Annotated in this window: 19 protein-coding genes; 11 read left to right on the forward strand and 8 right to left on the reverse strand. The window is 68.4% G+C overall.

The features are described from left to right. Positions 1–87: 87 nt before the first annotated feature. The gene (locus V3391_RS06135) at positions 88–387 is read right to left on the reverse strand and encodes a YciI family protein (RefSeq protein ID WP_332077515.1); all 300 of its coding nucleotides are present in this window, start codon (positions 385–387) and stop codon (positions 88–90) included. 392 nt (positions 388–779) lie between these two features. Here V3391_RS06135 and V3391_RS06140 point away from each other — a divergent pair, with 392 nt between their 5' ends. The 5 genes from V3391_RS06140 to V3391_RS06160 all read left to right on the forward strand — a co-directional run bounded on the left by V3391_RS06140 (position 780) and on the right by V3391_RS06160 (position 6,017). Next, a complete protein-coding gene (locus tag V3391_RS06140) occupies positions 780–1,685 on the forward strand; it encodes a segregation and condensation protein A (protein WP_332077516.1) in 906 nt (301 codons plus the stop codon). A gap of 28 nt (positions 1,686–1,713) precedes the next feature. Next, a complete protein-coding gene (scpB, locus tag V3391_RS06145; RefSeq protein ID WP_425497203.1) occupies positions 1,714–2,595 on the forward strand; it encodes an SMC-Scp complex subunit ScpB in 882 nt (293 codons plus the stop codon). Continuing rightward, entirely contained in the window at positions 2,592–4,247 is a 1,656-nt protein-coding gene (locus V3391_RS06150) for a pseudouridine synthase (RefSeq protein ID WP_332077517.1), read from the forward strand. Before scpB ends, V3391_RS06150 begins: the two co-directional genes overlap by 4 nt. Before the next feature lie 119 nt (positions 4,248–4,366). Beyond that, on the forward strand, positions 4,367–4,816 hold the full coding sequence (locus tag V3391_RS06155) for a PaaI family thioesterase (RefSeq protein WP_332077518.1): 450 nt from the start codon (positions 4,367–4,369) through the stop codon (positions 4,814–4,816). 58 nt (positions 4,817–4,874) lie between these two features. Then, on the forward strand, positions 4,875–6,017 hold the full coding sequence (locus V3391_RS06160) for an NAD(P)/FAD-dependent oxidoreductase (RefSeq protein ID WP_332077519.1): 1,143 nt from the start codon (positions 4,875–4,877) through the stop codon (positions 6,015–6,017). Positions 6,018–6,101: 84 nt separating this feature from the next. Here V3391_RS06160 and V3391_RS06165 read toward each other — a convergent pair whose 3' ends face one another. Together V3391_RS06165 and V3391_RS06170 are read right to left on the reverse strand one after the other, a co-directional pair. Beyond that, entirely contained in the window at positions 6,102–7,235 is a 1,134-nt protein-coding gene (locus V3391_RS06165) for a fatty acid desaturase family protein (RefSeq protein ID WP_332077520.1), read from the reverse strand. A 65-nt stretch (positions 7,236–7,300) separates the two neighbouring features. Next, positions 7,301–8,407, reverse strand: a complete 1,107-nt coding sequence (locus V3391_RS06170) for a ferredoxin reductase (protein WP_332077521.1) — start codon at positions 8,405–8,407, stop codon at positions 7,301–7,303. Positions 8,408–8,579: 172 nt separating this feature from the next. Here V3391_RS06170 and fabR point away from each other — a divergent pair, with 172 nt between their 5' ends. Beyond that, on the forward strand, positions 8,580–9,179 hold the full coding sequence (gene fabR / locus V3391_RS06175) for an HTH-type transcriptional repressor FabR (protein WP_332077725.1): 600 nt from the start codon (positions 8,580–8,582) through the stop codon (positions 9,177–9,179). A gap of 399 nt (positions 9,180–9,578) precedes the next feature. Here fabR and V3391_RS06180 read toward each other — a convergent pair whose 3' ends face one another. Then, the gene (locus V3391_RS06180; protein WP_332077522.1) at positions 9,579–10,376 is read right to left on the reverse strand and encodes an amidohydrolase; all 798 of its coding nucleotides are present in this window, start codon (positions 10,374–10,376) and stop codon (positions 9,579–9,581) included. Positions 10,377–10,532: 156 nt separating this feature from the next. Here V3391_RS06180 and V3391_RS06185 point away from each other — a divergent pair, with 156 nt between their 5' ends. Further along, entirely contained in the window at positions 10,533–10,991 is a 459-nt protein-coding gene (locus tag V3391_RS06185) for a hemerythrin domain-containing protein (protein ID WP_332077523.1), read from the forward strand. A 135-nt stretch (positions 10,992–11,126) separates the two neighbouring features. On the opposite strand, the gene V3391_RS06190 is transcribed toward V3391_RS06185, so the two are convergent. Continuing rightward, the gene (locus V3391_RS06190; RefSeq protein WP_425497204.1) at positions 11,127–12,923 is read right to left on the reverse strand and encodes a DUF885 domain-containing protein; all 1,797 of its coding nucleotides are present in this window, start codon (positions 12,921–12,923) and stop codon (positions 11,127–11,129) included. A 433-nt stretch (positions 12,924–13,356) separates the two neighbouring features. On the opposite strand from V3391_RS06190, the gene V3391_RS06195 reads away from it, so the two are divergent. From V3391_RS06195 to paoC, 4 genes are all read left to right on the forward strand, one after another. After that, positions 13,357–14,382, forward strand: coding sequence for an XdhC family protein (locus tag V3391_RS06195; protein WP_332077524.1), 1,026 nt, complete (start codon positions 13,357–13,359; stop codon positions 14,380–14,382). A gap of 186 nt (positions 14,383–14,568) precedes the next feature. Then, complete coding sequence (paoA, locus tag V3391_RS06200) at positions 14,569–15,216, forward strand: aldehyde dehydrogenase iron-sulfur subunit PaoA (protein ID WP_425497205.1); 648 nt, start codon at positions 14,569–14,571, stop codon at positions 15,214–15,216. Then, complete coding sequence (locus V3391_RS06205) at positions 15,213–16,172, forward strand: FAD binding domain-containing protein (protein ID WP_332077526.1); 960 nt, start codon at positions 15,213–15,215, stop codon at positions 16,170–16,172. The genes paoA and V3391_RS06205 overlap by 4 nt, the downstream gene beginning before the upstream one ends. Next, positions 16,169–18,370: an aldehyde oxidoreductase molybdenum-binding subunit PaoC gene (paoC, locus tag V3391_RS06210; RefSeq protein WP_332077527.1), complete on the forward strand. Its 2,202-nt coding sequence runs from the start codon at positions 16,169–16,171 to the stop codon at positions 18,368–18,370. Before V3391_RS06205 ends, paoC begins: the two co-directional genes overlap by 4 nt. 229 nt (positions 18,371–18,599) lie before the next feature. Here paoC and V3391_RS06215 read toward each other — a convergent pair whose 3' ends face one another. The 3 genes from V3391_RS06215 to V3391_RS06225 all read right to left on the reverse strand — a co-directional run bounded on the left by V3391_RS06215 (position 18,600) and on the right by V3391_RS06225 (position 20,920). After that, positions 18,600–18,782: a hypothetical protein gene (locus V3391_RS06215; protein WP_332077528.1), complete on the reverse strand. Its 183-nt coding sequence runs from the start codon at positions 18,780–18,782 to the stop codon at positions 18,600–18,602. A gap of 123 nt (positions 18,783–18,905) precedes the next feature. Then, positions 18,906–19,211, reverse strand: a complete 306-nt coding sequence (locus V3391_RS06220) for a UBP-type zinc finger domain-containing protein (RefSeq protein WP_332077529.1) — start codon at positions 19,209–19,211, stop codon at positions 18,906–18,908. Beyond that, positions 19,211–20,920: an FAD-dependent oxidoreductase gene (locus V3391_RS06225; protein WP_332077530.1), complete on the reverse strand. Its 1,710-nt coding sequence runs from the start codon at positions 20,918–20,920 to the stop codon at positions 19,211–19,213. The genes V3391_RS06220 and V3391_RS06225 overlap by 1 nt, the downstream gene beginning before the upstream one ends. Positions 20,921–20,955: the final 35 nt, after the last annotated feature.

The raw sequence follows: 20,955 nt of genomic DNA on the forward strand, positions 1-20,955 counted from the left end.
GTAAACCGGATGTAACGAACAATCGATGCTGCACTGCACTATAAAAGCCGCGATCTGCAGCCTATTTCGTCGATCGTGCCGTGGCGATCAGGGCAGCACCGGGCGGAACGGCCGCACGTCGACGCGCACATAGACGCCGGCCTCCACGTACGGATCGGCGTCCGCCCAGGCCCGCGCATCGGCCAGTGACTCGAACTCGGCGATGACGATGCTGCCGCTGAAGCCCGCCGGGCCCGGATCCTCGGCATCGATCGCCGGGCACGGGCCCGCCAGCAGCAAGCGGCCCGCATCGCGCAGCGCGATCAGGCGTGCAAGGTGCGCCGGGCGTGCCGTGCCACGACGCGCGAGCACGTCCTCGCCGTCATAGCCTTCGATCGCGTACCACATGGGCGTCCCCTGTCCGTTCGTGAGGCGCGCAGTGTAGCGAGCGCGCCCGCTGGACAGGTCCGGCAGGCACCGCGTACTCTGTGCACCAGCATCCGGCCAGTTCGCCGCCCGTCACGTCTGCAGACGCTGCCGCACGCGGTCGCCCCACCGGCCCGGTCCAACGCCCTTCCGATCTCCGCGCCTGCCCTGCATGCAGACGCGCTTCGCGCTTGGCGACGACCGACCCAGACGAAGATGTTCCGCAGCACCGTTGTCCCCGCGCCGGCCCGAGCCGCGCAACCGACCGGATCCGCTTTCCCGCGGCCCGCCGAGCCGTCGCCCCGCCCTGCCAGCGATCCACTGCCCGTGATCCACTCTCCGCGCCCGAGCGCCCCGCTGCTGTTGCCTATCGAATGACACAGCCTGCATCCGACGCCAAGGCGTCCGCCAATGCCGCCCAGCCGCAGCAGCAGGAATTCCCGCTGGCGCTGGTGCATGGCCAGCCGGTGCTGCAGATTCCGCAGGATCTGTACATCCCGCCGGATGCGCTGGAAGTCATCCTCGACGCGTTCGAGGGCCCGCTCGACCTGTTGCTCTACCTGATCCGCCGCCAGAACCTCGACATCCTCGACATCCCGGTCGCCGACATCACCAGGCAGTACGTCGCCTACATCGGCGTGATGCAGGAGCTGCGGTTCGAACTCGCCGCCGAATATCTGGTGATGGCCGCGATCCTGGCCGAGATCAAATCGCGGATGCTGCTGCCGCGTCCGCCCGTCGAAGAAGGCGAGGAAGGCGACCCGCGCGCCGAGCTGGTGCGCCGGTTGCAGGAATACGAACGGTTCAAGCAGGCGGCCGAAGACATCGACCGGCTGCCGCGCCAGGATCGCGACACCGCGCCGGCGCAGGCCACGTTGCCCGAGCGCACGATCAACCGCGATCCGCCGCCGGTCGATCTGCGCGAGATGCTGCTGGCGCTGCACGACGTGCTCAAGCGCGCCGAGCTGTTCACCGGCCATGCGATCCGTCGCGACGCACTGAGCGTGCGCCAGCGCATGGGTGAAGTGCTGACCCGGCTCACCGGCGGTCATTTCCACCGTTTCGAGTCGCTGTTCGAACCCGAGGAAGGCCGGCTGGGCGTCGTGGTGACGTTCCTGTCGATCCTCGAACTCACCAAGGAACGCCTGCTCGACATCGTGCAGGAGGCGCCGCTGGCGCCGATCTACATCAAGTCGCTCGCCGATGCCGACGGCGCCGCGCCGCCGACGAACTTCTCCAGCGAGTTCGACGATGACGTCCCCGAACCCGCCCAGTCCTGACCACCGACCGGATTTCCATAATATCCCGATGGAACAGACCTTCATCAACCGCATCGTCGAAGCGGCCCTGCTCGCCTCGTCGCAGCCGCTGACCGTGGCGCAGCTGGAAACGCTGTTCACGCTCGACGAACCCGCGCCCGAGGGCAGCCTCAAGCAGGCGCTCGTCGATCTGCAGGCCGCCTGCGCCGATCGCGGCGTGGAGCTCGTGGAACTGGCCTCGGGCTGGCGCTACCAGGTGCGCGGCGACGTGCACGGTTGGGTCTCCCGGCTGTGGACCGAGCGCCAGACCAAGTACACGCGCGCCACGCTGGAAACCCTGGCGCTGATCGCCTATCGCCAGCCGATCACCCGCGGCGAGATCGAGCAGGTGCGCGGTGTGGCGACCAACAGCAACATCATCAAGGCGCTCGAAGAGCGCGAGTGGATCCGCGTCGTCGGCCATCGCGACATGCCCGGCCGTCCGGAACTGCTCGGCACGACCAAAGGCTTCCTCGATTACTTCGGCCTGCGTCGTCTCGACGACCTGCCGCCGCTGTCGGAACTCAAGGATTTCGCCGAGCTCGATCCGCAGATGCGCTTCGCCGGCACCGACGCCGCGGACCGCTCGGTCGGTGGCATCGCGTCCAACGACGACACCGTCGCTGACGACGCCGATCCCGACACCGACGACGCAGACAACATTACAGACGGCGCGGACGAAGGCAGTGATATCGCCGCCGACGACGACGTTCCGCACGACGTGCAGGACGCCGGAGCAGCACCCGGAGACGACGACGGCGACAGCGCCGGCGACGCCTCCGAAGACGACACCCAGACCCCGTCGGACAGTCCGTCCGACGACGACACCGCAACACCCAACGCACAAGACGCCCTCGCCGCAGACGGCGACAGCGACCGGAGCCATTCATGACGCAACAACGCAATACCGACAAACCCGCCCGTTCCCCGCTGTCGCTCAAGCGCGGCGAAGCCCCGGCTGCGGACGCCGCGCCGAAGCTCGAAGAACGCCTGCACAAGGTGCTGGCCCAGGCCGGCCTCGGCTCTCGCCGCGCGCTCGAGCAGCGCATCGCCGACGGTCTGGTCAAGGTCAACGGTGAAGTCGCCCAGACCGGCATGTCGATCAAGGGCAGCGACCGCATCGAGCTCGACGGCAAGGTGTTCGTCGCCAGTGCGCTGACCGAACCGGCGCGCGTGCTGATCTACAACAAGCCCGAAGGCGAAGTCACCACGCGCGAAGATCCCGAAGGTCGTCCGACGATCTTCGAGGCTCTGCCCGCGCTCAAGGGTGCGCGCTGGATCGCGATCGGCCGTCTCGACATCAACACCACCGGCCTGCTGCTGCTGACCACCGACGGTGAACTCGCGAACGCGATGATGCATCCGTCGTACGAAGTCGAGCGCGAGTACGTGTGCCGCGTGCGCGCGCCGGAAGGCGAAGAGACGGTGTCGGACAAGCTCGTCGATCGCCTCAAGCGCGGCGTCGCGCTGGAAGACGGCCCGGCCAAGTTCGACGAGATCGAACGCATCGGCGGCACCGATTCGCACGACTGGTTCCAGGTGCTGCTCAAGGAAGGCCGCAACCGCGAAGTGCGCCGCCTGTGGGAATCGCAGGGCTGCCAGGTCAGCCGCCTCAAGCGCGTGCGCTACGGCCAGGTCACGCTGCCGCAGCCGCTGCTGCGCGGCCAGTCGCAGGAACTGCCCGACGTGCAGGTCGAAGCGCTGCGCAAGGAACTCAAGCTCGAGGAAGGTCCGCCGCCGGCGTTGACGCTGCAGCCGGTCATCGGCCAGCGCAAGGCCGCCAAGTCGACCGTGCATCTGGGCAAGGGCGGTGCCGGCAAGGCCTACGTCAACGGCCAGAACAGTGGCGCCGACGAGGGCCGCGAACTGCGTCGCTTCGACCACGTGCGCGAAGACCGCGGCCGTGGCCGTGGGGGCCCGCGCAAACCGCACGGCGGCCTGACGGTCAGCGGCGACGCCGCGGCCAAGCAGTCGCAGAAGCCGTTCAAGCAGCGCGCCGACAAGGGCGCGCGCGCACTGCCCGAGGGCAATCCCGCCGCGTTCCGCACCTGGTACGTGCCGGACGGCGTGGAGACCGGCCCGACCGGTCACCGCAACGCCGACGGCCGCGGCCCGAAAAAGCCCTACGGCGGCCCGGGCGGCGCGAAGAAGCGCGGCCCCGGTGGTCCCGGCGGCGCAGGACAGGGCCCGCGCGGTGCGGGTGGTGGCGGTCCGCGTGGCGCAGGCGGCGGTGGCGGCGGACAGGGTCCGTGGGCCTCGCGTCCGGCCGGTGGCGGCGGTGGTCCGGGTCGCCCGCGTGCGCCTTACGGTCATCCCGACAGCGCGCCGAGCTTCCCGTCCGATCACGCCAATCCGGGCGGCTTCAATCCCAACGCCGGCCCGCGCGGTCCGCGTCCCGGCGGCGGCAACCGTGGCCCGAAGGGTCCGGGTGGCCCCGGCGCACGTGGCCCCGGTGGCCCCGGCGGTGGCAATCGTGGTCCGGGCGGACGTCCGCCTGGCGGCGGCAATCGTGGCCCACGCAGTGGTGGTGGCGGCGGTCGCTGATCGCCCGCACATCGTGATGTGTTGACGCACGGGGCCTTCGGCCCCGTGTTCGTTGGTGGCCTCTGGCTCCCGGTTTGCATCGCTGGCTAGACTCGACGCTTCTCCCGACGAGTCCGCGCATGACCATCACCGGCGACGCCATCAACGATCTGATCCGCGCGAACGCGCCGGCGGCGATGCACGCCCTGCTGCCGCCGCCCTGCCTGCTCGACATGGAAGGCGAATTTCTCGAGTACGAAGACGGCGTGCGGATGTCGCTGCGCTTTCAGGTGCTGCCGCGCTACCGCAATCCGATGGGCAACATGCAGGGCGGTTTCATCGTCGCAGCCCTCGACAACACGCTGGGGCCGTTCTCGTATCTGATCGCGCCGCCCAGCGTCACCGCGACGCTCAACACGCAGTACCTGCGACCGGTCACGCCGGAGACCACGCACATCGTCTGCGAGGCGCGCCTCGTCGCCCGCACGCGCAACGTGCTGCATCTCGCGGCCGAGGCGCGCAGCGAAGACGGCAAGGTGTTCGTACTGTGCCAGGCCACGCAGCAGATCCTGCCGCCGCGCAGCGCCTGAGACTTCATACCCGTTTCACCGCGCCACCATCGGCGCTCCATCCACGCGATCGAAACTGGTGTCCTGCTCGAAGCTGGAGACCGACGGTTTGGACGGAGACGCGCGATTCGATTTCGATGTCGTCGTGGTGGGCGCGAGTTTCGCGGGTGCCGCGTGTGCGCTCGCTGCGCGCGAAGCGGGCCTGCGGGTCTGCGTGCTCGAACGCAAGCACGATCCCGGCATCCGCCTGCACACGACCGGCATCATCGTCGCCGAAGCGTTCTCGCAGACGCGGCTCGGGCGCATGCCGCCCCCTCTCTTCCGACGTGTGCCGCGCGTGCGGCTGTATGCACCGAGCCTCGACAGCCTGCAGTTGCAGGCGGACGACTACGCGTTCCTGACCACCGACACGCCGAACGTCCTGCGCTGGCTGGCCATCGAGATGCGTGAGGCCGGCGTCGATCTGCGGCTGATGCAGTCCTTCACCGACGCGCAGCGCGACGGCATCGGCTGGCAGATCGCAGGACTCGGCAGCACGCGCTGGCTGATCGGCGCCGACGGTGCGAAATCACGCGTGGCCCAGCGCGCCGGCCTCGGTCTGGTCGATGCGTTTCTCTACGGCGTCGAACACGAATTCCACGGCGTCACGCTGGCGGAGCCCGATGCCCTGCACTGCTTCATCAGTCGCACGCTCGCGCCCGGCTACATCGGCTGGGCGGCGCAGTCGCCGACCGGCGTGCAGCTCGGACTCGCGTTCCGGCATCGCGCAGACCGGCATGGCGTACCGGACATCGACCGTTTCCGCGCGCACGTCGGCGAACGCCTGGGCCTGCCGTCGAGGCTGCAGCCCGACGCGACACGCGCCGGCCTGATTCCCTGCGGCGGCCCGGTGGAACGCCTTGCCGCACCCGGCGTGATCCTGACCGGTGACGCGGCCGGCATCGTGTCGCCGCTGACCGCCGGCGGCATCCATTCGGCGTGGGCGCACGGCGAGGCGATCGGCCGCGCGATCGCGCAGCACCGGCTCGGCGCCGACATCGCGCCGGAAGGGATCGCCGAAACTGCGGCGCCCCGCTTTCGCGTGAAACGCTGCCTGCGCTGGGCCTTCGATCATCTGCAGATGGACTGGCCGGTGAATCTGCTGCTGCATGCGCCGCTGCTGCGTCGCGCCGCCGAGCAGGTCTATTTCCATCGCCGCGGCAGGCGCCGCGCTTCCGCATGAATCCCGAATTGCACATGCGAAAACGCGCCCGCCGGAGCGGACGCGTTTCGAGTGCCGCACTTGCAGCGCCTCAGCGCCGCTCGCTCAGGCGGTCTGCAACTCGCGCGAGCCCGCCATGCGACGCGGCCGGCTCGGAAACGCATGCCGCAGGATGCGCCAGGACACTTCGCCGAACTGGCGCGGCAGCGAGCCGGTGTTGTACGGCTGACCGTAGCGCTGGCAGATCTCGCGCACCTCGACCGACAACGCGGCGTAGCGATGCGCCGGCACGTCGGGGAAGAAGTGGTGCTCGATCTGGTGACTCAGGTTGCCGGTCAGCAGGTTCATGACCTTGCCGCCGCCGATGTTCGACGAGCCACGCAGCTGACGCATGTACCAGTGGCCGCGCGACTCGTTGCGGATGCTGTCCTTCGGGAAGGTCTCGACGTCGGCCGTGAAGTGGCCGCAGAAGATCACCACGTAGGTCCACACGTTGCGGATGCCGTTGGCGACCAGGTTGCCCAGCAGCACCGGCAGGAAGAACGGACCGGCCAGCAGCGGGAAGATCAGGTAATCCTTCAGCAGCTGCCGCCCCATCTTGCGACCGACCGGCGCGAAATCGCGCGCCAGCTTGCCCTTGGGCATCTTGCCGGCGAAGAAGCGGCCGAGCTTGAGTTCCTGGATCGCCACGCCCCACTGGAAGTACAGCGCGAACACGACCGCGATCACCGGCTGCATCAGATAGAACGGGCGCCAGCGCTGTTCGGGGAAGATGCGCAGCAGGCCGTAACCGATGTCGTCGTCCATGCCGCGGACGTTGGTGTAGGTGTGGTGGCGGAAGTTGTGCGAATGGCGCCAGTTGTCACCGGTCGCGACGATGTCCCACTCGTACTTGTTGCTGTCGAGTTCGGGATCGTGCATCCAGTCGTACTGGCCGTGCATGACGTTGTGGCCGACTTCCATGTTCTCGAGGATCTTGGCCAGCGCCAGGAACACGACGCCGGCGATGCATGCCGGCCACAGCAGCCACGGCACGAACGCGCCGCCAATGGCACCGACGAACAGCAGGCCGCGGCCGAGCACGGCGCAGTAGCGCACCCAGCGCACGACGCGACGGATGTAGGTGGCGTCGACCTTGCCGACCTGGGCCATCGTGCGCGTGTGCAACGCATCGAGCTCGGCGCCGAAGGCATCGAGTTCCTGCGTGGAGAGACGGCGCGAGGCGGTGAGCTTGGACATGACGACTCCGGAATTCAGAAGCAGGGTCTTTCGAGACAGAGCGGAACGTTTCGACGCGGTGCGTTTCAGAGATCGAGCACGAGATCGGACACGGCGCTGCTGATGCACAGCTTCAGCGCGGCCGTCGCCTCGGTATTGGCGGCGCCGGTGCGCAGATCGCGCGTGGCGCCGGCCGACTTGCCGCAGGCGCAGGTATTGCAGATGCCCATGCGGCAACCGGATTTCGGCTTCAGCCCTTCGGCCTCCAGCGCCTGCAGCAGCGGCACGCCGCGCGGCAGTTGCAGCGCGCGACCGCTGCGCGCCAGACGCACTTCGACCATGCCGCTGTCGTCGGTCTGCGGACGCGGCGGCGGGGTGAACGCTTCGGTACGCAGCAACGGCACGCGATCTTCGACGAGTCCGGTGGCCGTGGCGACGAAGCCGCCCGGGCCGCAGGCGAACACCTGGCGCGTGGCGAGATCGGGCACCAGCGTGTCGAGCAATGCGGCGTCGATACGACCAGCCGCTTCATCGTCCGCGGTGGCGGCTTCGCGCGTCAGCACGAAACGCACCTCGAAACCGGCACGGCGCGCGGCGAGCGCGCGCAGTTCGTCCACGAAACACAGCTCGGCGCGCGTGCGCGCCCAGTAGACCAGCGTCAGCGGCACCGGCATGCCCTGCCCGGCCAGCTGGCGCACCAGCGCCATCAGCGGCGTGACACCGCTGCCGGCGGCCAGGAACAGCCAGTTGCCGTCGACCTGGGCCGGCAGCACGAGATCACCGAACGCCGGACCGATGTCGAACACGTCGCCGCGGCGCGCCGCGGCCAGCAGATGCCGGCTCATGCGGCCCTCGTCGACGCCCTTCACCGTGACCGTGATGCGGCCATCGGCGGCGACCGGCGCATCGAGGCTGTAGCTGCGGGTGATCCGCACGCCGTCGATGTCGGCGGTCAGGTTCACATGCTGCCCTGCCTGCGCGCCGGCCCAGTGCCGATTGGGCTTGAGCGTCAGCGTGACCGCATTCGACGCGGCCGGCGCATGCGCGACCACGCGGGCGAGCGGACGCTCCCAGCTCCAGGTCGGATGCAGGCGCTGCGCCCAGAAATCGAACACGGGCGGCACGACGAACGGCGTGGCGAGCCTGCGCAAGCGGCTGCGGCGGGACGGCTTCAGGGGCTGGACGGTCGACATGGGAGGCACTGTACACCCATCCGCACAGCCGTGTATACACTTGTACATTAATGGACACTGCTATGCTGATCGCCCAGTCTTCCGACGGCTCAACGTGACCGCCCGCACCCTTGCATCAGAAAGCGGCGACTCCGGCCAGAGCGCGTCGGAGAACCAGGCCGGCCGCAAACCGGTGATCGTCCGCGAGGACCTGATCAAGGCCGCCCTGCGCCTGACTGGCGCCCATCGCAGCGTCTCGACCCTGAGCCTGCGCGAAGTGGCGCGCGAGGCCGGTATCGCGCCGAACAGCTTCTATCGCCAGTTCCACGACATGGACGAACTGGCCGTCGCCCTGATCGAGCTGGCCGGCGAATCGCTGCGCAAGATCGTCGGCGACGCCCGCAAGCGCGCCGTCGCCGGCCGCAGCATCGTCCGCGGCTCGCTCGAAGCCTTCATGGAACGCCTGCGCGCCGACGACAAGCTGCTGCACGTGCTGCTGCGCGAAGGCACGGTCGGCTCGGACGCCTTCAAACGCGCGGTCGACCGCCAGCTGCAGTTCTTCGAAGTCGAACTGCGCGCGGATCTGGTCCGCATCGCCGCCGCCCAGGGCATCGTGTTCCACGAGCCGGGGCTGGTGGCGCGGGCGATCACCCGCCTAGTGTTCGCGATGGGTGGCACCGCGCTGGATTCTCCGCCCGAGCGCGACGAAGCGCTGGTGGACGAGCTGTCGCACATGATCCGCATGCTGCTGCGCGGCGCGCATGCGATGGGGAAGGTGAAGGGCGCGCGGTGAGGTTCGGACGTTGATCCGGCTTTGTGTAGGGAGACTCTAAAGCGCGCGATCAACTGTACGAATCAGCACCGTCGTCCCAGCAAAAGCTGGAAGCGCTTTTCAACAGCCGGATGGCTGGTCACCCATTCTGATTTTCCCGCCGTTCTCAGGCGCTCGGTCAATTCGAGCGTCGCCCCGGCGCAGGCCGGGGCCCAGTGACTTTCGCTCTCGAACACGACGAACTCATTCGACGGTCAAACCACACACAGAAAATCAAAATGGATCCCAGCGTGCGCTGGGATGACGGGCTCAAAGATTCGTAGCTGCACGCGCGAAGTCGCGGGGCCCCGGCCTTCGCCGGGGCGACAGGCTCTAAGTAATCCGTGATCGCTCAGAAGCAGCGGCGCGAGGCGCGGGCCCTCAAACAATCTCGAACCGGTCCGCATCCAGCATCGCCGGGAAGTGTTCCCGATGCGCCCGCAACTGCTCGGCCGACAAGGTCGTCGTCGACACCACTTCCTCGTCCGTCGATTCGCTCAGCGGCTGGCCGAGCATGTCCAGCACCGCGCTGTCGCCCGAATACGCCAGGCCGTTGCCGTCCGTGCCGACGCGATTGACGCCGACCACGTAGCAGAGATTCTCGATCGCCCGCGCGCGCAGCAGGGTTTTCCACGCGTACGCGCGCGCGGCAGGCCAGTTGGCGACGAACAGTTGCAGGTCGAAATCCAGTCCGTCCGGGCGTTCGACGTCGAAGCGGTTGCGGCAGAAGACCGGAAACCGCAGGTCGTAGCAGACCTGCGGATTGATCCGCCAGCCTTTCCACTCGACGGTCAACCGATCGCGACCGGCGGCGTAGCGCTTGTGTTCGTTCGCGTAGCGGAACAGATGGCGCTTGTCGTAGTGCGTCAACGCGCCGTCCGGCGTCGCCCAGAGCATGCGGTTGTAGACGCCGTCGCCATCGCGCAGCTGCACACTGCCGGTCACTGCCGCATCGAGTGCGACCGCCTGCGCGCGGATCCAGGCGACGGTCGGGCCGTCCATGTCTTCCGCGCGATCGATCGCGTCGTTGCTGAAGCCGCTGGTGAAGGTCTCGGGCAGGACGACCAGATCGGTCAGTCCATGCAGCGGCGCGATCAGATCGCCGTAGTACGCACGGTTGGCCGCCGGGTCGTGCCACACGGTGGCGCCCTGGACGGTGGACACGCGGAGGTTCTGCATGAGGCGATCCTTGAGCCGCGTCTGCGCGACCGATGTCCGATTCTCGGCGCTGCCGCGGACGCGCTCAAGCGCATGGGTGGAACGGCGCGTCAACGCCGGCTCCACCTGGTGCTGCATACCGTGGCCGCAGCCAGCCAGCCCACCACGGAGCCCGCCATGCCCGAGACCATCTACGACGCCCTGCGCGAAAGCCATGAACGCCAGCGCTCGCTGTGCCGCAAGCTGCTGCGCGCGCCGCCGCACAGTGAGCGCCGCGTCGAACTGTTCACCGATCTGCGGATCGAGCTGGCGGCCCATGCCGCTGCCGAAGAGCGCTTTCTCTACGCGCCGATCCTGATGCACGACGCTGGCCTGGACGCCTCGCGCCATGCCCTGCACGAGCATCACCAGATGGACGAACTGGTGGAGGATCTGCAGACGCACGACCATGCGGGCGCGGCCTGGATGGCGAAAGCGAAGCAGCTGTCGGAAAAGGTGCACCACCATCTGCGCGAGGAAGAGCGCAAGTTCTTCCAGGTGTCGGGCAAGCTGCTGACCGACACCCAGAAGACCCGCGCGGCGCAGCGCTACCGCCGCGACCACGCGCGCATGGAAAAGAAACTGCGCGAGGCGTAAGGCTCACGGAGTCCGCGCACCGTCGAGTCGCGCGCTCGCCTCTCGACCCTGCGCCGTGCGTGGCAGCTGCGACGCACGATGCGTAGCGCGGGAAATCGACGCGATCCAGTCCCTACGCAGGGAGTTGCCCTTCCGTCATTTCACTGCCCCGCCCGCCGCCTTCTGCTCGGCGATGAAACGCCGCACTTCCTCTTCCAGTACCGGCAACGGCACCGAGCCCAGATTGAGGATGGTGTCGTGGAAGGGCCGCTGGTCGAACGCCGGGCCGAGTTCGCGCTCGGCTTCGGCGCGCAGGTCGAGGATGGTCTTGTAGCCGATGTAGTACGACAGCGCCTGGCCCGGCCAGGAGATGTAGCGGTCGATCTCGGTCACCACGTCGTGGCGCGCGAGCGCGGTGTGGCTGGCCAGATACTCGATTGCCTGGTCGCGCGTCCAGCCGTATTCGTGCAGGCCCGTGTCGATGACCAGGCGCGCCGCGCGCCACATTTCGAACGTCAACCGGCCGAATTCCTCGTACGGCGTTTCGTAGATGCCCATGCGCGTGCCGAGCCATTCGGTGTACAGGCCCCAGCCTTCGCCATAGCCGGAGAAGTAGGTCTGCTGGCGGAAATCCGGACGTGCCGGTGCTTCAAGCGCGAGGGCGGCCTGGAAGCTGTGGCCGGGCGCGCATTCGTGCAGCACCAGCGCTGGCAGGTTGTACAGCGGACGCGACGGCAGGTCGTAGGTGTTGAAGAAACAGGCCTCCAGTCCGCCGCGGCCCGAGGTGTAGATCGGCGCGATGTCGTCGGCGACCGGCAGGATCGTGAAGCGGTAGCGCGGCAGCGTGCCGACCACGTACTGCAGCTGGCCGTCGATCTTCTTGGCGATCAGCGAGGCTTCGCCCAGCAGCTCGCGCGGCGTCTTCGCATAGAACTTCGGATCCGTCCGCAGGTACTCGATGAACGCCGGCAGGTCGCCCTCGAAGCCGGCGCGGCCCATGACCTCACGCATTTCCGCGCTGATGCGCTCGACCTCGGCGAGGCCGAAGTCGTGGATCTCGCGCGCGCTCATGTCGCGGGTGACGTACTCGCGGATCTGCGTCTGGTAGAACGCGCGGCCGTCGGGCAGATCGCTCGCGGCGATCGTCGTGCGCGTACGCGGCAGGTACTCGCCGCGAATGAAGGTCAGCAGCTTCGCGTAGGCCGGAATCGTCCGGTCCAGCACGACGCGCCGGCCTTCTTCGCGCAGCTGGGTGCGCACGGGCTCGGGAATCGTGTTGGGAATGCGGTCGAAGGTGACCAGCAATGGATTCGTCTCGCCGGTCAGGACATAGGAATCGAGCGTCTTGTCGCGTCCTTCGAGCGTCGCGCGCGGCACGCTCCAGCCCCGCGCCAGGCCGGCTTGCATGTTCGCGATCTGCTCGTCGAAATAGCGCGGCACGTCGGACAGGCGGCCGATGAACCGGCGCCAGTCGGCCTCGGTCTGGAACGGCTGACGCGGATTGATGCCGCCCCAGAAGAAGCTGTCGCTGTTGAACGGTGCCTCGTACGTACGCCAGCGAGCACTCGCTTCACTGGCTTCGATCGAGGTGCGGAACACGGCGGCGTTGATGCGCTCCTCGCGGCCCAGCTGGTCCAGCGGAATGGCGTCGAGCGCATCGAGTGCCGCCTTCCAGTAATCCGCACGGCGCGCCCAGGCCTCGGGCGTCACCGATGGCAACCGGTCACTGCCCTGCCAGCGCCCGTCCACCTTCTCGCGCACGAATTCCGCCTGACGCCATTCCCACTCGCGCGTGTAGAGATCGCGCAAGGCGGTCTCGGCAGCATTCGCCGGCGGCGCGAGTACCGGTGCTGGTGTGTCCTGCGCGAGCACCGGCGACGCGATACCTAAGGCGAGCGACAGGGACAGCACGAGGCGGGACAGCGTCATGTGGCGACGCGGGGCGAAGGACATCGGCAACTCCTGGAAGCGGTGGTGGTCGTATCGGCCCACATGAGAGACGCGGGCGATCCTGCAAGGATGCCGGGAATGGGTGTGGTGTGCATGCGCGGCGCTGTGCCGAGTGCGTCGGATGCGGTGGCTGTTTCGCGGAGAGCTGCCCTCACCCCGACCCCTCTCCCAAGGGGAGAGGGGCTCGACACTGGGCGCTCGTCGTCCGCCGCAAACGCCCTGATCGCATCAACAAAGCCCTTCTCCTTCCGGAAAAGGGGTTGAGAGGAGGGCAAACGCCGCGAATCACCCACACCGATCACCCACCCAGTCCACACGACACTCACGACCCACCCCACACTCTTTCACCGACCCGTCCGGACTCTTCAATGGCCAGCCCCAAGCCAGCCACGCACTCGCCTTTCGCACGCCACGCCACCGCGCACGGCGCCTGCTGATGGCGGTTGCCACATCCGCTGTCGCCGCGAATGCCGCGGAGTTGCGCGCTCCTGCGCCAGGCTTCGCCGAAGGCAATCCGAGCGCCGTGCTGCAGGCCGCATTCGATGCACTCTCTGCCGGTCGCGCGCCGGTGCTCGCGCTCGTCGTCGAAACCGAAGGCTCCACCTACGCCTCGACCGGCGCGCTCGCGCTGTTCGGTGAGGGCCCGCACGTCGGCTGGATCAGCGGCGGGTGTCTGGAGCCGGAGATCGAGCGCGTTGCGCTGCTGGCCGGGGATGCCGGCCGCCTCGAATGGCTGGAGATCGATACCACCGACGACGAGTCCCTGTTTTCCGGCAGCGCGGTCGGCTGCCGGGGCCGGCAGGTGCTGGCGCTGCTGCCACTCGCCGCGATGCCGGAGGTCAAGGAGGCGATCTCGGCCTGGCTCGCCGGCGGCCAGGCTCTGGAGATCAGACTCGAACGCGGTGGCCGCATCGCCTGTCGTCTCTATGGCCGCGCGTGGTCGTGGGAATTGCCGGTCGGCGAGGCGCCGCAATCCGCATCGAAGGACTGGACACTGACCCTGCAACGCGCCCCCGAGGCACTGATCCTGGGCGCCGGTCCGGAAACACCAATGCTGGTCCCGATGCTGCGATCGCTGGGCTGGCGCGTGATCGTCTCGGAGCGCCGCGCGCGTTGGCGCGATGCCGCGGGGCCGCATACGGATCTGCTGGACCTCCACCCCGACGATGCCATCGCCGCGCACCCGCATGCCGACGTCGCGCTGGTCATGCACCACGGCTTCGAGTCCGATCGCGACGCGCTGGCGGCACTGGCCGGCTCGCGCATTCCCTTCATTGGCCTGCTGGGACCGCAGCGCCGCCGCGATGATCTGTTCAAGCTGCTGTGCCCTGCAGAGCGTGAAGCGCTGGCCGATCGCCTGCATTCGCCGGTCGGCATTCCGCACTGCGGGCGCGGACCGGAAGCGATCGCCCTGAGCATCGCCACCCAGCTGCAGCAGTGGCGCGGCGCCCAAGCTCGCTGAATTCCACCGTGGGAGCGCGCTTGCGCGCGGATGTCTGTGCAATGGACCGCACGATCGCGCGCAAACGCGCTCCCACAGACATCGCCACCCGCATTCATTGACCACACCACAACATGCGGACCCGCATGCTCATCCTGCACAAGTCCGCGTGCCCCATCCAGCCAGCCTTTCGAGCCAGCCAGAGGAATGTCCATGTCTCCCCTCACCCGCCGGGAACTGTTGAAGGCCGGCGCCGCGTCGGCCGGCGCAGTCGCCATGCCCGCCGTCGCGCAGGCCGCCAATGCCGCCGCCACGCCTACGCCGTTGCGCCCGCCCGTCCGCCAGCGCGTCTCGCTGGAGGTCAATGGCGAAACCGTCGAGCGCGAGATCGACACGCGCATGACGCTGCTCGATTTCCTGCGTGAGGAACTCCACCTCACCGGCACCAAGAAAGGCTGCGATCACGGCCAGTGCGGCGCCTGCACGGCGATCGTGGACGGCCGCCGCATCAACACCTGCCTGAGCCTGGCGGTGATGAACGCCGGCGCGAAGGTCACGACCATCGAAGGCCTCGGGACGCCGGACAAGCTGCATCCGATGCAGGCCGCGTTCGTGAAGCACGATGGCTTCCAGTGTGGCTACTGCACGCCCGGCCAGATCTGCTCCGCGGTCGCGGTCCTCGGCGAAATCCGCGACGGTATTCCCAGCCACGTGACCGCCGACCTGACCGCCCGCCCGGCGATCAATGGCACCGAAATCCGCGAGCGCATGAGCGGCAATCTCTGCCGCTGCGGCGCCTACGCCAACATTCTCGACGCGATCGAAGATGTCGCCGGCACGGGAGCACGCGCATGAAGGCTTTCGGATTCGAACGCGCGGAATCGCCCGCGGCGGCGGCCACTGCGGCCGCACGCACGCCCGGCACGAAGTTCATCGGCGGTGGCACCAACCTGCTCGATCTGATGAAGCTGGAGATCGAAACGCCGGCGCATCTGGTCGACGTCAACGGGCTGTCGCTCGATACGATCGAAAAGAGCGACGACGGTGGCCTGCGCATCGGCGCCGGTGTGCGCAACACCGATCTTGCGGCGGACCGTCGCGTGCGCAAGGATTATCCCCTGCTGTCGCGCGCCCTGCTCGCCGGTGCGTCCGGCCAGCTGCGCAACCGCGCGACGACAGCTGGCAACCTGCTGCAGCGCACGCGTTGCCCCTACTTCTACGATACCGACCAGGCCTGCAACAAACGCCTGCCGGGCAGCGGCTGCGGCGCGATCGAAGGCTACAGCCGCCAACTCGCGGTGATCGGCGGCAGCAGGGACTGCATCGCCACGCATCCCAGCGACATGGCGGTCGCGATGCGCGCGCTCGATGCAGTCGTCGAAACCGTCAAGGCGGACGGCCAGACGCGTCGCATCCCGCTCGACGAGTTCTATCTCGCGCCGGGCAGTACGCCGCAACGCGAGACGGTGCTCGAAGCCGGCGAACTGATCACCGCCGTCGTGCTGCCGCCGCCGGTCGGCGGTCGCCAGATCTATCGCAAGGTCCGCGATCGCGCGTCGTACGCGTTCGCACTCGTCTCGGTCGCCGCTATCGTGCAGCGCGACGGCAGTGGTCGCGTGGTCGTCGGCGGTGTCGCACACAAACCCTGGCGCAGCGATGCGGCCGATGCCGAGCTGCCGCGTGGCGCCAAGGCCGTGGCGGCGCGTCTGTTCGAAGGCGCCGCGCCCACCGAAGACAACCGGTTCAAGCTGATCCTCGCCGAGCGCACCATCGCTGCGGCCCTGGCCGAAGCCCAGGAGGCCACGTCATGAAGTTCGACACACCTGCAGGCCAGAACCCGATCGACGCGATGCGCGTCGTCGGCCAGCCGCTCGATCGCATCGACGGTCCGCACAAGGTCACTGGTACCGCGCATTACGCCTACGAATGGCATGACGTCACCGAGCGCGCGGCCTATGGCCACGTCATCGGCGCGGGGATCGCAAAAGGCCGCATCGCCTCGATCGACACCAGCGCTGCCGAACGCGCGCCCGGCGTGCTTGCCGTCGTCACTGCGCAGAACGCGGGCAAGCTGGGCCAGGGCCGCATGAACACCGCGAAGTTGCTTGGCGGCCCGGAAATCCAGCATTACCACCAGGCCATCGCGCTGGTCGTTGCCGACACCTTCGAACAGGCGCGCGCCGCTGCATCGCTGGTGCGCGTGGTCTATACGCGCGGCCGCGGCCGTTTTTCGCTGGAAGCCGAGAAGGACAACGCGGTGAAGCCGCAGGGCGGCGACACGCCCGCCGATACCGTGGTCGGTGATTTCGACGCCGCATTCGCATCGGCAGAAGTCACGCTCGACGAGACCTACACCACGCCCGACCAGTCGCACGCGATGATGGAGCCGATGGCCTCGCTCGCCGAATGGGACGGCGACAAGCTCACGATCTGGACGTCCAACCAGATGATCGCCTGGGGCAAGGGCGAGGTCGCCCGTACGCTCGGCATCGCGCCGGACAAGGTGCGTCTGGTGTCGCCGTACATCGGCGGCGGCTTCGGCGGCAAGCTGTTCGTGCGCGCCGACGCGGTACTTGCCGCACTCGGCGCGAAGGCCGCCAAGCGTGCGGTCAAGGTCGCGCTGCATCGCCCGCTGATCGCCAACAACACCACCCACCGCCCCGCTACGCTGCAGCGCATCCGCATCGGTGCGAACAAGGATGGCCGCATCACCGCGATGGGCCATGAAAGCTGGTCCGGCGATCTGGAAGGCGGCGGTCCCGAGGTCGCGGTGCAGCAGACGCGGTTGCTCTACGCCGGCGAACACCGCATGAGCAAGATGCGCCTCGCGACGCTCGATCTGCCGGAAGGCAACGCGATGCGCGCGCCGGGCGAGACGCCGGGCATGATGGCGCTGGAAATCGCGATCGACGAGATCGCCGACAAGCTCGGCATGGATCCGGTCGAGTTCCGCATCCGCAACGACACCCAGGTCGATCCGGAAAAGCCCGAGCGTCCGTTCTCGCAGCGTCAGTTCGTCGAGTGCCTGCGCCAGGGCGCGGAGAAGTTCGGCTGGGATGCGCGCAAGGCACACGGCAGCGTGCGCGAAGGCCGCTGGCTGATCGGCATGGGCGTTGCTGCGGGCTTCCGCAACGCACCGGTGATGAAGTCCGGCGCCCGCGTGCGCCTCGATGGCGATGGCCGCGTCACCGTTGAAACCGACATGACCGACATCGGCACCGGGAGCTACACGATCATCGCGCAGACCGCGGCCGAAACGCTGGGCCTGCCGATCGGATCGATCGACGTGAAACTGGGCGATTCCGATTTTCCCGCGTCCGCCGGTTCCGGTGGCCAGTGGGGCGCAAACAGTGCGACGGCCGGTGTCTATGCGGCCTGCATGAAGCTGCGCGAGGTCGTGGCGACCAAGCTCGAGCTCGATCCCGCGACGGCGGAGTTCGCCGACGGCAAGGTCAGCGCCGGCGGCAAGTCGGTGTCACTCGCCGATGCCGCAGGCGACGGACAGATCGTCGTCGAGGACGCGATCGAGTTCGGCGATCTCGACAAGCAGAAGGTACTCAGCACCTTCGCCGCGCATTTCGCCGAGGTCGGCGTCGACGTGCACACCGGCGAGACGCGCGTGCGCCGCATGCTGTCGGTGGCCGCGGCCGGCCGCATCCTCAATCCGAAGCAGGCGCGCAGCCAGATGATCGGTGCGATGACGATGGGCGTCGGTGCGGCGCTGAGCGAGGAACTGGCCGTCGACACGACGATGGGCTTCTTCGTCAACCACGACCTCGCCGGTTACGAAGTGCCCGTGCATGCGGACATCCCGGTGCAGGAGGTCGTGTTCCTCGACGAAGCCGACGCCGACAGTTCGCCGATGAAGGCCAAGGGCGTGGGCGAGCTGGGGCTGTGCGGCGTGCCTGCGGCGATCGCCAACGCGATCCACAACGCGACCGGCGTGCGGGTGCGCGAGTACCCGATCACGCTGGAGAAGGTGATCGGCGGGTTGCCGGACATCGCCTGACGCGAGCTCTGCTCTGAAGCCTCTCTCCCTTTGGGAGAGGGGTTGGGGTGAGGGCGATGCTCGCGGCGAACACCTCTGCCCTCACCCGACGCGCTCCGCGCGTCGACCTCTCCGAGAGGGAGAGGTGCTCAGGTTCCTGCGAAGACCGAATCAGCAGCTTCGAAGAACGCAAGATCGGGAATCACGATGCGCGACGGGCACGCCCGGAGCACGCGCGTTCGCTCTGAACTCACGCGCCCGCCAATCCACCGCCCGCATGCCCCGGCAACGCATTCTCGTCGTGCGAATCCGGATCATCGAAGGCGTCGACTTCGCTGGCGATGCCCGTCTTGGGATTCGGCGTCGGATCGCGCGGGGGCGAGTCCGGATTCTGCGGGGCGTCGTGCTGCGACACGTCTTCCTGTGGCGTCATTCCCGTGTCCTCGTTGATGGCGAAAAGACCGTACGTGCGATCCCGTGAGAACGGAATGCGCGTCCGGGACCGGCCAAGACGCCGTAGCCGCACGCCACCCCCGGCGACGCAGGGCGCCCGCCCTCACACGTAGCGCGGAATCGGCCCTCGCTGTGGCGTCTGGTCCGGCAGCTCCACCTCCACGTCGTCCACGAAGCACCAGCCCCAGCCTTCGGGCGGGTCGTAGCCTTCGATGATCGGGTGGCCGGTCGCGTGGTGATGCGCGGTGGCATGCCGATGGGGCGAATCGTCGCAGCACCCGACATGGCCGCAGCTGCGGCACAGGCGCAGATGCACCCAGGGGCTGTCGATCGCAAGGCAGTCTTCGCAGCCGCGTGCGCTGGGCACGACGGTCGCGATGGTGTCGAGGTGGGTGCAGGTGTCGGCCATCAGGCGGTCGCCTTCTCTCGGGTGTCGGAACGTGCGGCCTCGTCGGCCGCGGCCAGGTACTGGTGGATCTGCGAGACCACGGCGGCGCCCTCGCCCACCGCCGCCGCCACACGCTTCACCGATCCCGCGCGCACGTCGCCGATTGCGAACACGCCGGGGCGATCGGTCTGCAGCGAAGTCGAGCGTCCGGGCCCCGCGCCATCGACGCCGGTGGTCACGAAGCCCGCATGGTCCAGTGCGATGCAATCGGTCAGCCAGCCGGTGTTGGGATCGGCGCCGACGAACAGGAACACATGACGCAGATCGCAGTGGTGGGTGTCGCCGGAATCGCGGTCGCGATAGGTCGCGCCGACCAGTCCGCGTTCGGCGTCGCCTTCCAGCGTGACCAGCTCGGTGCGCGTGTGCAGCACCACGTTCGGCAGTGCCTTGATGCGGTCGATCAGATAGCGCGACATCGAGGCTTCGAGCCCGGCGCCGCGGACGACGAGGTGCAGGGTCTTCACCTTCGGCGCGAGGAACACGACCGCCTGCCCGGCGGAATTGCCGCCGCCGATCAGCGCGACCTCCTCGCCTTCGCACAGCCGCGCTTCGACCGGCGAGGCCCAGTAGGACACGCCACCGCCTTCGAACAGCGACAGGTTCTCGATGTCAGGGCGCCGATAACGCGCGCCGGACGCGATGACCACGGTCCGTGCGCGCACGACTTCGCCCGAGGTCAGATGCAGCGCGTGCGGCGCCGGCCGGCTGCCCGTGTCCGGATCGCCGCCGCAGGCCAGCGTCGCGACTTCCAGCGGAATCGCGAGCTCGGCGCCGAATTTCAGCGCCTGGTTGTAGGCGCGCCCGGCGAGCGCCTGGCCGGAAATGCCGGTCGGAAAGCCGAGGTAGTTCTCGATCCGCGCCGATGCACCGGCCTGTCCGCCGATCGCGCGCTGGTCGAGCACGATCACCGACAGTCCTTCCGAGGCCGCATACACCGCAGCCGCGAGCCCGGCCGGGCCGGCGCCGACGATCGCGACGTCGTGCAGCGCGTCGGGATCGAGTTCCGGCGTCATCCCCAGGCACGTCGCGGCCTCCGCATTACCGGGACGTTTGAGCACCGTGCCGTTCGGGCAGATCATCAACGGCAGATCGCCGGGCTGGATGCCGAGCCGTTCGACGATCTCCCGACCCTCGTCACTGTCGGCATCGAACAGCGTGTTCGGATACCCGTTGCGGGTGAGGAAACTCTGCAGCGCGGTCAGATGCGCATCGCCCGGCAAGCCGACCAGTACCGATCCGGCGGCGTCGCCCTCGATCAACCCCACGCGGCGCAGGATCAGCGCCCGCATCACGATCTCCCCGAGTTCCGCCGCGCCCACCACCAGCGCGCGCAGATGCGCGGCATCGATCGGCACGGCCGTGCATCCGCACTCCGCCGCGTGCCCCGCCGCCAGCGACGCGCGTCCGGCGAGCTGGCTCACCTCACCGGTGAACTGGCCCGCGCCCTGCGTGGTGATGGGTTTCTCGTGCCCCAGTCCATCACGGCGCACGACATGGATTGCGCCTTCGAGCACCAGCCACACCGGCGCATCGCAGTCGCCCACGTCGAACAGCACTTCGCCGGCCACGCAGGTCCGCGGCGGGCCGCTGGCGAAGCGGCGCGCGGTCGCGATCTGGGCGGCATCCAGCACCGGGAACATCTGGTGACGACGATCGTCGGCAAGCGCCATGGGCGGGGTCCGGTAGACGTGTCCGCATCATGCGC

Origin of the sequence: Luteimonas flava, assembly GCF_036584485.1 — a bacterium.
Lineage (GTDB): Bacteria > Pseudomonadota > Gammaproteobacteria > Xanthomonadales > Xanthomonadaceae > Luteimonas > Luteimonas flava.

What these genes read in the sequence shown, in the direction of transcription:
- V3391_RS06135 (WP_332077515.1), bottom strand. Translation starts at nt 387, where the DNA reads ATGTGGTACGCGATCGAAGGCTATGACGGCGAGGACGTGCTCGCGCGT.
- V3391_RS06140 (WP_332077516.1), top strand. Translation starts at nt 780, where the DNA reads ATGACACAGCCTGCATCCGACGCCAAGGCGTCCGCCAATGCCGCCCAG.
- scpB (WP_425497203.1), top strand. Translation starts at nt 1,714, where the DNA reads ATGGAACAGACCTTCATCAACCGCATCGTCGAAGCGGCCCTGCTCGCC.
- V3391_RS06150 (WP_332077517.1), top strand. Translation starts at nt 2,592, where the DNA reads ATGACGCAACAACGCAATACCGACAAACCCGCCCGTTCCCCGCTGTCG.
- V3391_RS06155 (WP_332077518.1), top strand. Translation starts at nt 4,367, where the DNA reads ATGACCATCACCGGCGACGCCATCAACGATCTGATCCGCGCGAACGCG.
- V3391_RS06165 (WP_332077520.1), bottom strand. Translation starts at nt 7,235, where the DNA reads ATGTCCAAGCTCACCGCCTCGCGCCGTCTCTCCACGCAGGAACTCGAT.
- V3391_RS06170 (WP_332077521.1), bottom strand. Translation starts at nt 8,407, where the DNA reads ATGTCGACCGTCCAGCCCCTGAAGCCGTCCCGCCGCAGCCGCTTGCGC.
- V3391_RS06180 (WP_332077522.1), bottom strand. Translation starts at nt 10,376, where the DNA reads ATGCAGAACCTCCGCGTGTCCACCGTCCAGGGCGCCACCGTGTGGCAC.
- V3391_RS06185 (WP_332077523.1), top strand. Translation starts at nt 10,533, where the DNA reads ATGCCCGAGACCATCTACGACGCCCTGCGCGAAAGCCATGAACGCCAG.
- V3391_RS06190 (WP_425497204.1), bottom strand. Translation starts at nt 12,923, where the DNA reads ATGTCCTTCGCCCCGCGTCGCCACATGACGCTGTCCCGCCTCGTGCTG.
- V3391_RS06195 (WP_332077524.1), top strand. Translation starts at nt 13,357, where the DNA reads ATGGCGGTTGCCACATCCGCTGTCGCCGCGAATGCCGCGGAGTTGCGC.
- paoA (WP_425497205.1), top strand. Translation starts at nt 14,569, where the DNA reads ATGTCCATGTCTCCCCTCACCCGCCGGGAACTGTTGAAGGCCGGCGCC.
- V3391_RS06205 (WP_332077526.1), top strand. Translation starts at nt 15,213, where the DNA reads ATGAAGGCTTTCGGATTCGAACGCGCGGAATCGCCCGCGGCGGCGGCC.
- paoC (WP_332077527.1), top strand. Translation starts at nt 16,169, where the DNA reads ATGAAGTTCGACACACCTGCAGGCCAGAACCCGATCGACGCGATGCGC.
- V3391_RS06215 (WP_332077528.1), bottom strand. Translation starts at nt 18,782, where the DNA reads ATGACGCCACAGGAAGACGTGTCGCAGCACGACGCCCCGCAGAATCCG.
- V3391_RS06220 (WP_332077529.1), bottom strand. Translation starts at nt 19,211, where the DNA reads ATGGCCGACACCTGCACCCACCTCGACACCATCGCGACCGTCGTGCCC.
- V3391_RS06225 (WP_332077530.1), bottom strand. Translation starts at nt 20,920, where the DNA reads ATGGCGCTTGCCGACGATCGTCGTCACCAGATGTTCCCGGTGCTGGAT.